Origin of the sequence: Chitinophaga sp. YR573 (genome assembly GCF_900110995.1) — a bacterium.
GTDB lineage: Bacteria > Bacteroidota > Bacteroidia > Chitinophagales > Chitinophagaceae > Chitinophaga.
Genome location: NZ_FOJF01000003.1, coordinates 369,996 through 383,005, shown reverse-complemented (window position 1 = coordinate 383,005; position 13,010 = coordinate 369,996). Strand labels below are relative to the sequence as shown.

Below are 13,010 nucleotides of genomic sequence, written 5' to 3'. Positions count from 1 at the left end.
TATTTTAATTTAATGAATTGCCGTATCCTACCAGCAGTACGGAGATCATGATGGTGATCACTCCTGCCATGATAGTACTGAACGTCTTTCTGCTCACTCCTCTCCATTCGTGCAGGGTAATCCCCCACAGACTTGATATCAGGATGATGAATGCCATATGCAGGATCCAGGAGCTGGCACCATTGCCGAGCTTACTTTCTCCCATACCATAGAAGAAGAACTGGAAAAACCAGGTGGTCCCTGCCAGTGCGGCAAAGAGGAAGTTGTTTGCCAGCGGCGTTTTCTTATTGGTATAATCTCCGAATGTTTTGTTACGTGCATTCAGTAAAAGACACCAGAAGAGATTCGTCGTCAATCCTCCCCATAACAATACTACAAAGATCACATTATTCTGAAACAAAGGGTTGGCACCATGTTGTATCGCGACTGCCGCCATCGGTTTTCCTGCTTCTATGCCAAAGTTGAAACAGGCACTGAGGATACCGGATATGGTCGCTACGATCAGTCCTTTTTTCAGATTAAACTCTTTAATGCTTTCTTTCTTCTGATCATCGGACAGCTCCCTTTCTTTCAATACGCCTGCTGCACCGCAGATAGCAATGCCTATCAGACATACTACCACTCCGACCAGTACCATCTGACCGCTCGTACTGTGCAGCATGGCTGAGAAAGTATGCGGATTGTCGGAAACGAATAAGTCGCGGTAAATAGGTGGGATCAAAGACCCGAAGGCGGAAGTATAACCCAGGGCTACGGACATCCCCAGAGACATGCCCAGGTAGCGCATGGCCAGGCCGAATGTGAGTCCGCCGATACCCCATAAAACGCCCATGAAGTAAGTCCAGAATAAGGTAGTGCTGTCTGTTTCCCGGATGATGCCCATAAAGTCCGGTACAGTGATGAGAGCGGCGAGGAAAGGCACTATCAGCCATGAAAACAATCCACCTACTATCCAGTAACTCTCCCATGCCCAATTTTTAACCTTTTTAAACGGGATATAAAAACTACCGGAAGCAAATCCTCCGATGAAGTGAAAAATAACACCTAAAATAGCTTGCATAATTGTGGAATTGGTTCATTTAACTGTGGAATAACATACCTCAAAGAGCGGGTATCCTTCAAAAATAATTAAAGGGAAGGGAGGAACTGTCCTATACCTACCTATTATTTTATTCTACTGCGCAGAAAGACTACGCACATACCTTTCATCTTTGTATTGTTACCGGCCCTGTAGCTTAAAGGGACAAAGCTGCGGAAAAATTACTAACCGTGGAGTGTGTGGAACATATCGTTGTTGGTTTTCCCGGCAATGATCAGAATTTACAGTGCACCGAAATCTGGAAGATGAAATTAGGGAAGCGTATTTACAGCCATACTGCCTGGAAACAGGAATGCGGGTTCGAATCCCGTTGGGGTCACAAGAATTAAAAAGCTTCAAGTTCAAGGACTTGGAGCTTTTTTGTTTTTAGAGTTTTGATATGCTATATTCATTATCAAAGTTTAGTCAGGTTCGAGTCGCAGTGGGGGGATTAGTGTTGATGTTTTGTTTGACGCTCTTATCTAGTCGTGATTGTTTTTCTTTGGGTCAAGCTTTTGGATAGTTTGCTCAATTTGCTTCATAAAATGTTTTTCAGTCTCACTAATTTCATCTCTATTTAATTTCTTAAACTTCTCATATTCTTCGCTGGCTTTTTTTAAAGCTTGTTGGTGACTTACTGTACCCGCATGTTGTAGTATATCTTTTGTGCCTTGGTGGCTTTTTACCCTGTAACCAACTGAGATAATCACATCCAGATTATAAAAGTTAGTAGGCTTTGTAGAAAAATCGGAAATTCCGTTTTTTCTCTTAGATGATTGCTACTCAAGTTCTTGCTCTTTATAAATATTCAATATATGTTAATTTATAGTTGAACGGGATTTCTGAAACAATTCAGCCATCTGGTCAATTGTCAGCCAAACTGTTTCCTCTTCCAAACGGGTTTCAATTTTTGTTTGGCCATCCTCGGATTGATAAATAATAATTTGACTTTCCATTCTTTATGCTGTAAAAGATTCTGAAATAATGATTTGAGGTGAATTATGGCATTTCTCCTGGTCGCCATTACTCAAAAGCCATTCCGTATAGATGGCTTTTGCTATTAGATGATCCGTAAACAACTTGATTGTTTCACACAACTCTGCTTTCGCAGTCTTTTATCTTCCAATAGCAGGTAGGCGTTATAAAGATAATTCCTGAATATAGGATTATAAGGCCAATAGCTAGTACTTTTCTTTAGTATCTCTATGACCTTTTGAAGAGATTCAGGAAACATATTACCATCTAACAACTGATTATGTAACTTTCTCAATTCTTCCGCAAGTACAGGTTTTATCATTATGCACAAAAATAACAGGTAAATTCGTCAAATAAATAGATTACTCCTGATTTAGATGAGAAAGGAAAGATTCGCCGATTACAAACAAGATATAGAAAAATCAAAAGCCGTATAAATCATATGATTTACACGGCTTTTGATTTTTCTATATTGTTTCGTTATACTAAATTGGATAGATGAGCTGAATGGCCAGTTTATCACCAGCTGTAAATCCAGCCCACGGTAATACGAATGAGTTCATAACAGACTTGGCATCTACACTGGGAGTGCCTGGTATAAATATACCATTGGTCTGATCGGTATGGAGAAAACCAACAGTATGACCAAATTCATGTGTAATAGCAAATAGCTTCTGATCGGCAGCCATGCTGTTGAATTTCGTGTTAATTTCTACACTTACGCCTGGTTTGCCATTTGATGTTGGCAGAACAGCGCGTGCAACCCAGTTGGCATCCTCAGAACCCATAAATACCCGGGTATGTGCATTGGCCTTGGTTGTAACGATAGACATACTAAGTCTGGTATTATTTACCGCATTCCAATTAGCAACAGCACCCTTTACTGCAGTCTTCCATGCGGCAGGTACAGATGGCTCAATGTAAATCTTTACATTGTTGTTGTAGTCCTTATTAACACGATACGGGCTTCTCCATTGTTCTGTTTGAGGCACGTCGGAATTGCTTTCATCCTTCATCCGTGCTGCAAGATCTTCCCGGGAGATTAAAATGTCATCTTGTACTATAAAATTCCCGTCTTTAAACAGGATGTCTTCAGCTTTAAATCCCTGGTTAGTGAGATAAGATGTAAGGGAAGCAATCTCTCCCTCTGTAACCTGTGGTTTTGTAACGGTTTCTTCTTTTTTACAGGAGAATAAGAGGGTGGAAACGGATAATACAATAGCTAATACCGGATTTGCACACGACAGGTGCATGGTTTTCATCTGCATAATTTAGGTTTTAATTTGAGGGAATATTTCAGGGCTAAAGTGACAAGAAAAACTGGATAACTTTACCTATATATTAATAGGTATAGGTACGATTTTAACTCTGAATGAACTGTTGTACATTTCAGGGCGTCATAAAAAAGACCTTACGATAGTTGGGACAATCTAAATTTATAAAGTAAAAATAATAAAACGTTCAGATAGTGCGTTTATACTTGTTTGGTAACCCGGCCGGTTTTACCTCCAGCAAAATATATTTCTAAACCCAAAATCCTCAAAATGAAAAAGACAATTATTTTTCTGTTAGCCTTTGTTTCAATATTGTTAAATGTAAATGCACAAGGATTTAACCATGAGATTACAGACCATAAAGCAAGTAAAAGTTCTAAAAGTAAATCTCATGAAATAAAAAATTTCCCTATCAAAGTAACTATATCGGCTAAGCCTTACCGGCCTAAGAGAGATTGCCAGAGAGGTCTTGGCATTTGTGATGTTACTATTAGTGTAACACCTGGATATGCAGTAACTATTGGAACATTATTTGAGAACAATGATCTTGAACTTGAATTTCAAGAAGATTTACATCCTTTCTTTTCCTCTGGCGAAGATCTGACTGCTATACAGATAGATGATGATGAGAGCATTAGCTTATCAACACAAGTAGCAAAGGCATTCGGTAAAAGTTCTATTACACTTCTTCCCGGAACTTATACTGTTGATTATAGTGCATCCCCATTTGGTACAGTAAGGTTACAGACTACTACAAATTAAATTTTTTCAGATGGGGCGGAGGTTACACTCTGCCCCAATTAATTATAATACAATCTTATGCTTTTTTCCTTAAGGCCAAAGCATCTTCTTCAGGTACTTTCAATTCTCCTGCTGCAGTATGGCTGTACTCCCATTCTCTATATAACAGGGGACATTAAAAAGCTCAAATATGAAGATTCAATAACTGTGAAAAGCTTTGCATTAAATGAAAAAGCAGAATACAATACGCTCTTTGTTGCAAAAGATGAGAAAAATCTAGTTTTTTTCACTGATACAATAGTCAATCATCTTCCGGCTATTTTGATCTTCAATAAGGATCAGGTAAATATTTTTGCCGATCGCACCTGCCCATGGTCAACTATACGGTATCTCGACTCTTTGAATGACCGGGGAAATGATACCTCTGTAATGATTAGTAAAAAGATTACAGTACAAAAGCTGTTAGCTCCATTAGTTCCAATAACAGGAGTCTGGCCTGATGAAAAAACATTAAGCCAATATGATTACTTTATTTTTTATACCTGGGCTAAATTCGTACCCAAGCTCAGCAAAAAAATGATCAATGATGTTAACAAATTTGTGGAAAGGAATAGCAATAGAGTATTCATTGGAGCTATTAATCTCGATTTACAGCAATCCTGGATTAGGAAGAGTTGATTTTCAGTAAATTCATTTCGTTTGATACAATAAAGGATGAACAACTTAGGTCTCCTGATGGGGAGCCCTAAATTGTTCATATTACACTAAGCCATAGTATCCTGTTATTTTACTTCCATCTTTTTATAATCAGCAAGTTTCTTTTCAGATTCTTTAATGGTATCTTCCATAATGAAACCAGCGAATTTACCTTCCTTCAGCAGCTGTCTGGCAGTTGCAATTGCCTTCTCCTGGTATTGCACAGCGCTTTTGTAATCATTCATATTTGCATATGCACCGGCCATTTCCTCGTAAACCATAGATGCTGGAAACTGGGCCACTTCCAGTTGTGCATTCAATAACTCTAAGGCATAACCGTAAGTTGATTTCTTCAAGCCCTTTTTCCTGGCAATAACAGCTGCTGTAGAACCTACATATCCAGGCTTGGTAGCTTGCCATGGTCTTACAAAAGCCATTGCTGTATCTTCGTTTCCATATTCGATCATAGTATTGAACTTAAAAAAACCAAGTGTTCCGGCAAAGTTAGGCATGATAGCAATACCTGAATCAAGGAGCTGATAAGCCCTGTCAAATTGCTTGTCAGCGATAGCTTTTTCGTAAGCTTTATATAGGTTTTGGAAAGGTAGCGCTGCGGAATCTGACTGTTCATTTTTTTCCTGTAACGCCTTTTTTGTAGCGGCGACATCGTAATGACCAGACATTACAACGTTTACCACAGAATCCAGTTCAATTGGATGACCTATCCACAGTATGATACCATCCTTCACCATAAATGAACAGGGAATACCACCTTGTCCGGCAGCTTTCATCCATTCATTTCCCATAAACTCGTCTTTGCTGTCAGTGATAACATTGAAGTCCATTTTGTTGCCTATACCCTTTACAAATTTGCTGACTTTTGGAAGGGAAGATTCATATGGTTTGTCACCGGTTTTTTCCCAAATATTCACAGCAATGATGGTCGCTTCTTTTTTATGTTCCCGGGCAAATTCTGAAAGATGGGGCATAGATGCAATACAGGGCCCGCACCAGGTAGCCCAGAATTCGAAGAGGTAAAGACGCCCCTTCTCATACTGCTTAACAGGTGTTCCTTTTAACCATTTTCCGTAGCGAAGTTCAGGTGCTTTGTCGCCCACAAATAATCTGGCTTTTTCCTGCCCCAATGAAACAAGCGTAAAACAAAGGATGGAAAGAAAGGTCAGACCCAAGGTTCTCGAAATCTTCAAACTGTAACTCATTTTTGTTGGATTTTGAAATTTGAAATGCAAAAAGATATCATGTAGAAGCCCGTGAGCTTCTATCAAAAGAGGTTTACCGTAAATAATGTCCCTTAGAAGTTTGGGATGGTCAACACCACTTTGGGATCATCAGGTTGAATAATCAACTCTTTCCCATTGTTGTCGGCAGCCTTCCGGATCATTGGCAATCCATTGCGGAAATAATCATATCCGGCATGTCCTTCAAAGGCAAGCTCCATACGCCTTTCCTGGAGAATAGCGATCAGCAGGTCCTGATCAGCGATGCTGGCGATGTCCGATTCGGGCAGTCCTGCACGTGTATGGATTGTGCTGAGGTCGGCCCTGGCCATAGCGTAATTCTTCATTTTAGCATAGGCTTCAGCCCTATTCAGGTACAATTCACCGGTACGTAAAAAGATGTTGGGAGCGCGGGTGAGGAGCTGATTAAGCAAGACCAGTAATTTAGTGGTCTCGGTGAGTCCCGTTGCAGTATTAACCCTAAAAAAATCACTGCGGATATCCTGTGCTACGAACAATTGTTTAAGATCTGAGGAGGGCATAAAAATCCCTCCCAGACCGTACGTTGGATCATAGTTATAGAGAATGCCGATGCGGGTATTGCCTGTCATGTTGTCGAAGGCAAAGATGATTTCTTTATTGGAGGCGAAATTAGCGCGGCCAATAGATCCATCCTGGTCATCAGCAAACAGGTTTTTATAGTCGTTCCCCTGCAGCAACGCTAATTTTCCTCCATTTTGAGTCAATGCACTGTCTGCATAAGTTATGGCTGCCTGGTTATAAGTAGCGTCCGGACTCGTCATGTTACCGCCCATATACAGATACACCCTTGATAACAATGCCCATGCAGCCTCTTTGCTGGCAAAGCTGTTTGTTTTTACCACGGGGGTTTTCATCAATTGCGCAGCTATTTTCAATTCTTCTGTGATATAATCATACACTTCCTTAACAGTAGATGGTGCAGGTATCTCTTTTAAATCACTTGTCTTTTTTAACGCAACACCCGTACTGCTTGCAGCATTCTGATAGTAAGGCTTACCGTATAACCTGATCAGATTAAAGTAGGTAAGCGCCCTCAGGAAATGATTTTCGCCTTTCGCATACAACACACTATTCTGGTCGGCTTCTGGTGATGAGGCGAGACTTGTTTTCTCGAAATCAGCGATCCCTTCCAAAGTAGTATTGATGCTTACAATTAACTGGTAGGAGCCACGATAAAAGTCATTACTGAAACCGAGAGTAGGGCTGTTACTGTTTTGATAGAAGAACCCATCAGTCGTTTTTTCTGCAGGGCCGAAAATCCGCAAGGTTACATTGTTACCACGGCTTTCGGATAAGTTTACCAATGGTTCATCGTAAGACGCATTGGAATTTTCGCGCAACAAGGAATAATTGCCTACTGTGGCTTCTACAATCCCGGCGGCAGAGGACAATTCCCCATCCTTATCAATTTTAATCAGCGGGCTGATTTCATCAATCTTTTTATCGCAGCCCATTGTGGCGAGAATGATTAAAAATATGATAGCGTAATTTTTCATTTTAATACTTTTAGCTTTCAATTAAAATGTTACCTGTAATCCAAATACATACCGTCGTGGAATGCTTAACGGGCCGCCTGAATTGCCAAAGTTCTGTGCGTCACCCACAGAAGGTCCTTCAGGACTGGAGGCAACTATATGTTTATTGTAGAGCGTATACAAATTATCGCCACTGGCATACACCGTGAAGTTTGATAACTTCATACGGTTGATTAGCGATTGCGGCAAATCATAACTTAACCGAACATTACGAAGCGAGGCGTTACTCGCATCATGCATATATTTGCTTGATCCCAAATAGTCGGTAGTTGCCTGATAGTAAAGTGCCGGCTCAGTAGCATTGGTCTGCCCGGGTGTTGTCCAGGGAATCTGATTTTTAGTGTAGGCAATCTGGTTATACTGATCAATATTGGCTACCTGGAAAGCTGCGGCATAGCTATCGGTGATCGTATATTTGAATGCAAAAGTGATTAAAACGCTCAACGAAAATTGCTTGTAGGTAAAGTTGTTGGTGATACCACCATAGAATCTTGGCTGGAAAGAACCGATTGTTTGCAACTGCCTGCTATCTGAAGCGGCATCCACTTCCGCAATTGTATTTACATACTCCACCCCCACTTTATTACCCTTTGCATCGAAGATCAGTTTTTCAAACCTGGGCTTTCCGGATTGCGGATCTACACCAGCGTACTTCACAGCTTTTAATGCGTTGATATCATCTCCTTTAAAAAGATAGTAACTGTTCTGTGAATAATATCCCTGCCTCAATGAATCATTGGCTACGTTAACAATCCGATTCCTGTTAAAGCTGATGTTGAAAGAGGTACTCCAGGAGAAATTAGACTTGTTTATATTCTGAGAATTCAGCACCAGTTCTATGCCTTTATTATCTACCGTGGCTGCATTCTGCCATTGTGAAGGAAAGCCGGACAAAGCTGGCAGCAACACCTTCTGTAACAGATCCTGAGAGCGGCGTTTATAGAGATCCACTGTTGCGGTTAAACGTTTGAAGAACTCCATGTCAACACCGGCACTCCATGATTTGGTTACTTCCCATCGCAGGTCTGGATTACCTAATACTGAAATTGTGGCCGCACCAGCGCCGCTGTATGTATATCTGGGATCATACAACGTTCTTGTAAGAAAATTATCACCAAGCTGGGAGCCACTGGTTCCATAGTTGGCGCGTAGCTTTAAGTAACTGATCCATTTTACATTCCGGAGAAATTCTTCGTTGCTGGCGACCCAGGCGCCACCTCCGGAATAGAAAGTACCATAGCGATTATCACGGCCAAAGCTGCTGGATGCATCCCTGCGTACTGAAGCGCTTAAGCTGTACCGGCCTTTATAAGTATATCCAGCTTCACCAAACCAGGAATAAATGGCCTTTATATCCTTTCCTCCCTCGATATTACCCGCTTTGGTAATGGGGATACCATAGATCGATAAATCCGCCGCACCACCTATTTCCCTCCCCAGAGAAATAACCGGGTAACCCGCACGCACATGATTTACATTTACAAGTATGTCCTCAACAGTGGTTTGTCCGAATTCCATACCGGCCAGGGCACGAAACATATGTTTGCCAATATTCCTGTTAAAGGTCAACTGGTTAGAAGTGAGGTAAGACATGAGGTTGCTGCTGGCAGTACCTAAAAATCCCTGTGGGGCAAAAAAGGAACTACCACCGTTATAAGTTCTCACATCTGTATATTGGGTATTTTTGCTATAATTAAGATTACCTGAGTTAGTACTGGAAATACTCAGCCAATCAGTAATTTTATAGTCTAATTTAAAAGATCCAAAAAACAATTGTGACTGCCTTTTTGAAAAATTATATTGCCTGCTGAATAGCGGATTGTCAGTGATCTGCTGTGTACCTCCCATTTTAAATTCAAGCGCCTTTGTAACAACGCCATTCGCACCATATGGGTTTGCCCATGGAACAAAGGTTTGAATGTTATCAATAGCATTACCCTGGTCCCGGCGACCATCATTCATAATGCCATTAATAGATACTGTGGCTGTAACCCTGTCTGTTAAACGACTTTCGAGGTTCAGCCGGAAGGTTTTTCTGATCAAACTATTAAGGACACCGGTAGCTTGCTCATTGTAGTACGAACCACCCATATAGTATTTGGTGCGGTCATTTCCTCCGCTGGCAGACAGGTTTGCTTCTGTGGTATTACTGGTTATAAAAGCGTATTTCGCCCAATCGTAAGAATTATTTACCTGCGCTTGTGTTGGCAGGCGATATGCCAGGTAATTATCCAATGTGGGGAACATGGAAGATAAGCTGGCGTTGTTCTGCGAATAATCTTCGGTATAGAATCGTTTTTGTAAGTCAAAAAGCTGAGGGCCGTTCAGGTACTTTATACGACCCCGGTTAGGCTGATTAACACCATATTTCACATCGGCGCTTATTCTTGTTTTTGCGTTATTCCCTCTTTTAGTGGTGACCACTAATACGCCCGCTGCTGCTCTTGATCCATAGATTGCAGTAGCTGCTGCATCTTTCAGTATAATGATGTCCTGAATTTCCTGCGGCGTAACCAGCTCTTTCAGGTTTTGATTGGGCATAATTACTCCATCCAAAACAATAAGTGGCCCATAGTTGAGTGCAGGTATTACAAACTCATTGATCTGATCTACACCAACGCCTGCTACACTGCTCTGCCCTCTTACAAATATTTGTCCGCCACTGCTGGTTGGATCGGCGGCATTCTGTTCGGAAATATACAGACCCGCTGCTCTTCCTTTCAGTAAAGATGCAGGATCGGAAGAGGTAATGCCCCTTCTGATTTCATCTCCCGATATTTTCTGTACAGCCCCGGTTAGCTCTCCGGGTTTTTTAACCGAGTAACCAGTAGAGATAACTACTTCTTTTTGTTCTATCACCTCCCGCTGGAGCGTGAAGGCCAGTTCTACCGGCTTATCGGATACGATCAGTTTTCTACTGATGGTGGAGTACCCGATACTGGACATTTCCAGCATATAAGTACCCTGTGGTATATTCGATAATATAAATACCCCATCTTCATTGGTAAATGTGCCAATTGTTAATGGCTTCAGTCTTACTGATACACCAGGCAGTGGTTTACCATCCGCATCGGCAATAATCCCCTTTACTACCATCAGGGTATTGACGATATTGTTTTCCTGCAAAACCAAATCATTGCGTTCCTTCATTGAAAGTGTGACGGAGGTGTTCCTAAGCGTGTACTTTAAAGGTTGTTCCTTAAAGAGCAGGTCAAGAAACTTCAATAACGGTAAGTCTTTGGCTGTAATTGTCACCGGTTTGGCGATAGACAGCAGTTTTTCATCAAAGAAGAAAACATACCCGGTTTGTTTTTCTGCAAGCGCCAATACTTTTGACAGGTCTTCGTCTTTAACTGACATAGACACTTTGCTCTGCGCTGCTACGTTTGCACTAACATACAGAGAGGCAATAAGCATTAAAATGAATGTAATCCTCATAACTCGCAATGTTTGGTAGAGACAACGAGGCCCAGAGCTGCGGGCCTGCACGCTTTTCGCATTTTTTTGCATAATTTTGGTTGGTTTGGTAAATAACAGGATCTATCCAGACTTGACTATTGCCAAATTGTAGCCGGATATGTTGACGCATTCCGGCTTTTTGCTTTTTTAAACAGTTGGTTTTTGATTGTTAATTATATACTACTATTGTTTTTCCCTCCATTCTAAATTTAATATTCACATCCTGGAGTACTTCCAGTACCTGTGTCAGGCTGAGATCACGTTTGATTTTTCCTCTGAATGTCCGCGATGGAATTTGTCCCTCATAACGTACAGATACATCGTACCAGCGGCTCAGCTCATTCATGACCGATTGCAGGTTAGACCGGTCAAAGTTAAATAGACCGTACCTCCAGGCCATTACCTGGTCGATGTTGGCATCGTTTACGACCTTAATATCTGCTAGTCCGGCCGTCGCTTGCTGGCCTGGTTTGAGTAATACAGGTGGATTGGCTGGGGTCGACATCGATACGGCGCCTTCCAGCAAAGTGGTTTTAATGATACCTTCCTCTGGATAAGCGTCTACGTTAAAATGAGTACCCAGTACTTTTACTTCAGCCTTGCCATTTGCACTTACTTTAAATGGCTTTCCCTCATTCTTCGCCACTTCAAAATAGGCTTCCCCGCTCATTTCCACCCGGCGCTCCTTCCCCGGGAAAGTAGTTGGGTATCGAATAGAGCTGGCTGCGTTTAACCAAACCGTGGTACCATCCGGCAGGGTGACTTTAAATTGCCCGCCACGGGGGGTGCGCAATGTATTATATGTCATCGCATCCTTAGCCGCCGAAGCCGTATATACCAGTTGTCCACCCTGCTGCCGTATTAAAGAACCGCCCTGTTGCAGCGTACGATTACCCGTACTATCCAGTTGCACCATGGAGCCATCGTCCAGGGTAAGGGTAGCACGCTCGTAACCCGGTGTTACCTTTCCTATTTTTGCAACGCCCCTAATTTCCGTGTGATTCTTTAACTGAAAATAGCCGCCAATACTCACGAGAAGCAATACCGCTGCTGCTGCCCAATACCAACGTTGCCTTACAGGCCTCATCCGTACCGGTTTATCAAGAATAGCTGCCAACACATGGGCTCCACTGGGCGTCTGAACCGTGGTTCCCTGCAGTGCTTCCCAGCGCTGACGCATGACCGATTCCAGCAGTACATCGTCCGATTCCATCACCAACTCCATTAACTCCTGGCGCTCGGTCTCAGTGGCCGTACCTTCGAAATAACGCTTAAATAATTCAGTCAGCTGTTCATTCATGTAGAATAAATTAACCTGTATATATAAATGACACCTGAGTTTTCAAAAAGTATATGAGAAACCTATTTTTTTTCAAAAAAGAGAGAAAGTAGAAGGGTCAAGGCCAGACCCAGTGAAGAACGATCTTTTACGTATTGTGTAATCAGGCTGATCGCCTGCTGCATGTATTTTTTGACCGTCGGTAGTGCAATGCCTAACTCTATTGCTATTTCCGCCTGCTTCATTTTGCCGATTCGGTTCATGGTCCATACCTGGCGACAATGTTCCGGCAACTGTGTAATCGCCTGGTCTATGAGGGAAAGATGCCATTCCCTGGTTTCCTCCGTTTCGACGGTTGGGACTTGCCTGGCAAAATCATCTAACAATACATTGCGGCGTGCCAGGTTGCGCATGGCATTAAGGGCATGGTGACGGGTCATCACCCAGAGATAAGGACTGAATCGCTCTACATATTGCAAAGTCTCACGTCCCTGCCAGATCTTCATAAAAATATCCTGTAAAAGACTTTCGGTTTCCGGGGCGGATTGGATAATACGATTGACGTATGTGTAAAGTAAGGGGTAATATTGGTCGAAAATGATGGCATATGCCTGCTCATCGCCTTCTGCTATTCTCGACAATAGTTCTTTTTCGTTATATGTTTGATTGGCTGACACCTGTTAAATGAAACAC

At 42.0% G+C, this 13,010-nt stretch carries 10 protein-coding genes; 2 read left to right on the top strand and 8 right to left on the bottom strand.

Translation table 11 applies throughout. The features are described 5' to 3' along the window. Positions 1-4 precede the first annotated feature (4 nt). From rhaT to BMW86_RS27925, 3 genes are all read right to left on the bottom strand, one after another. Complete coding sequence (gene rhaT / locus BMW86_RS27940) at positions 5-1,060, bottom strand: L-rhamnose/proton symporter RhaT (protein WP_089786433.1); 1,056 nt, start codon at positions 1,058-1,060, stop codon at positions 5-7. Between the two features lie 500 nt (positions 1,061-1,560). Continuing rightward, entirely contained in the window at positions 1,561-1,788 is a 228-nt protein-coding gene (locus tag BMW86_RS33080; RefSeq protein ID WP_218149245.1) for a hypothetical protein, read from the bottom strand. A 750-nt stretch (positions 1,789-2,538) separates the two neighbouring features. After that, on the bottom strand, positions 2,539-3,321 hold the full coding sequence (locus tag BMW86_RS27925) for a M57 family metalloprotease (RefSeq protein WP_255373030.1): 783 nt from the start codon (positions 3,319-3,321) through the stop codon (positions 2,539-2,541). A 276-nt stretch (positions 3,322-3,597) separates the two neighbouring features. Here BMW86_RS27925 and BMW86_RS27920 point away from each other — a divergent pair, with 276 nt between their 5' ends. Beyond that, complete coding sequence (locus BMW86_RS27920) at positions 3,598-4,089, top strand: hypothetical protein (protein WP_143056717.1); 492 nt, start codon at positions 3,598-3,600, stop codon at positions 4,087-4,089. A 57-nt stretch (positions 4,090-4,146) separates the two neighbouring features. Beyond that, complete coding sequence (locus tag BMW86_RS27915) at positions 4,147-4,746, top strand: hypothetical protein (protein WP_089786427.1); 600 nt, start codon at positions 4,147-4,149, stop codon at positions 4,744-4,746. Between the two features lie 104 nt (positions 4,747-4,850). On the opposite strand, the gene BMW86_RS27910 is transcribed toward BMW86_RS27915, so the two are convergent. The 5 genes from BMW86_RS27910 to BMW86_RS27890 form a co-directional block, all read right to left on the bottom strand. After that, entirely contained in the window at positions 4,851-5,984 is a 1,134-nt protein-coding gene (locus BMW86_RS27910) for a TlpA family protein disulfide reductase (protein WP_089786425.1), read from the bottom strand. A 92-nt stretch (positions 5,985-6,076) separates the two neighbouring features. Next, positions 6,077-7,540: a RagB/SusD family nutrient uptake outer membrane protein gene (locus tag BMW86_RS27905; protein WP_143056716.1), complete on the bottom strand. Its 1,464-nt coding sequence runs from the start codon at positions 7,538-7,540 to the stop codon at positions 6,077-6,079. 21 nt (positions 7,541-7,561) lie between these two features. Beyond that, on the bottom strand, positions 7,562-11,017 hold the full coding sequence (locus BMW86_RS27900; RefSeq protein WP_177189426.1) for a SusC/RagA family TonB-linked outer membrane protein: 3,456 nt from the start codon (positions 11,015-11,017) through the stop codon (positions 7,562-7,564). 190 nt (positions 11,018-11,207) lie between these two features. Continuing rightward, entirely contained in the window at positions 11,208-12,338 is a 1,131-nt protein-coding gene (locus BMW86_RS27895; RefSeq protein WP_089786419.1) for a FecR family protein, read from the bottom strand. 62 nt (positions 12,339-12,400) lie between these two features. Further along, positions 12,401-12,994 (bottom strand): RNA polymerase sigma factor, encoded by a 594-nt coding sequence (locus BMW86_RS27890; protein ID WP_089786417.1) that lies wholly within the window; start codon positions 12,992-12,994, stop codon positions 12,401-12,403. Positions 12,995-13,010: the final 16 nt, after the last annotated feature.

What these genes read in the sequence shown, in the direction of transcription:
- rhaT (WP_089786433.1), bottom strand. Translation starts at nt 1,060, where the DNA reads ATGCAAGCTATTTTAGGTGTTATTTTTCACTTCATCGGAGGATTTGCT.
- BMW86_RS27925 (WP_255373030.1), bottom strand. Translation starts at nt 3,321, where the DNA reads ATGCAGATGAAAACCATGCACCTGTCGTGTGCAAATCCGGTATTAGCT.
- BMW86_RS27895 (WP_089786419.1), bottom strand. Translation starts at nt 12,338, where the DNA reads ATGAATGAACAGCTGACTGAATTATTTAAGCGTTATTTCGAAGGTACG.
- BMW86_RS27920 (WP_143056717.1), top strand. Translation starts at nt 3,598, where the DNA reads ATGAAAAAGACAATTATTTTTCTGTTAGCCTTTGTTTCAATATTGTTA.
- BMW86_RS27915 (WP_089786427.1), top strand. Translation starts at nt 4,147, where the DNA reads ATGCTTTTTTCCTTAAGGCCAAAGCATCTTCTTCAGGTACTTTCAATT.
- BMW86_RS27900 (WP_177189426.1), bottom strand. Translation starts at nt 11,017, where the DNA reads ATGAGGATTACATTCATTTTAATGCTTATTGCCTCTCTGTATGTTAGT.
- BMW86_RS27905 (WP_143056716.1), bottom strand. Translation starts at nt 7,540, where the DNA reads ATGAAAAATTACGCTATCATATTTTTAATCATTCTCGCCACAATGGGC.
- BMW86_RS27910 (WP_089786425.1), bottom strand. Translation starts at nt 5,984, where the DNA reads ATGAGTTACAGTTTGAAGATTTCGAGAACCTTGGGTCTGACCTTTCTT.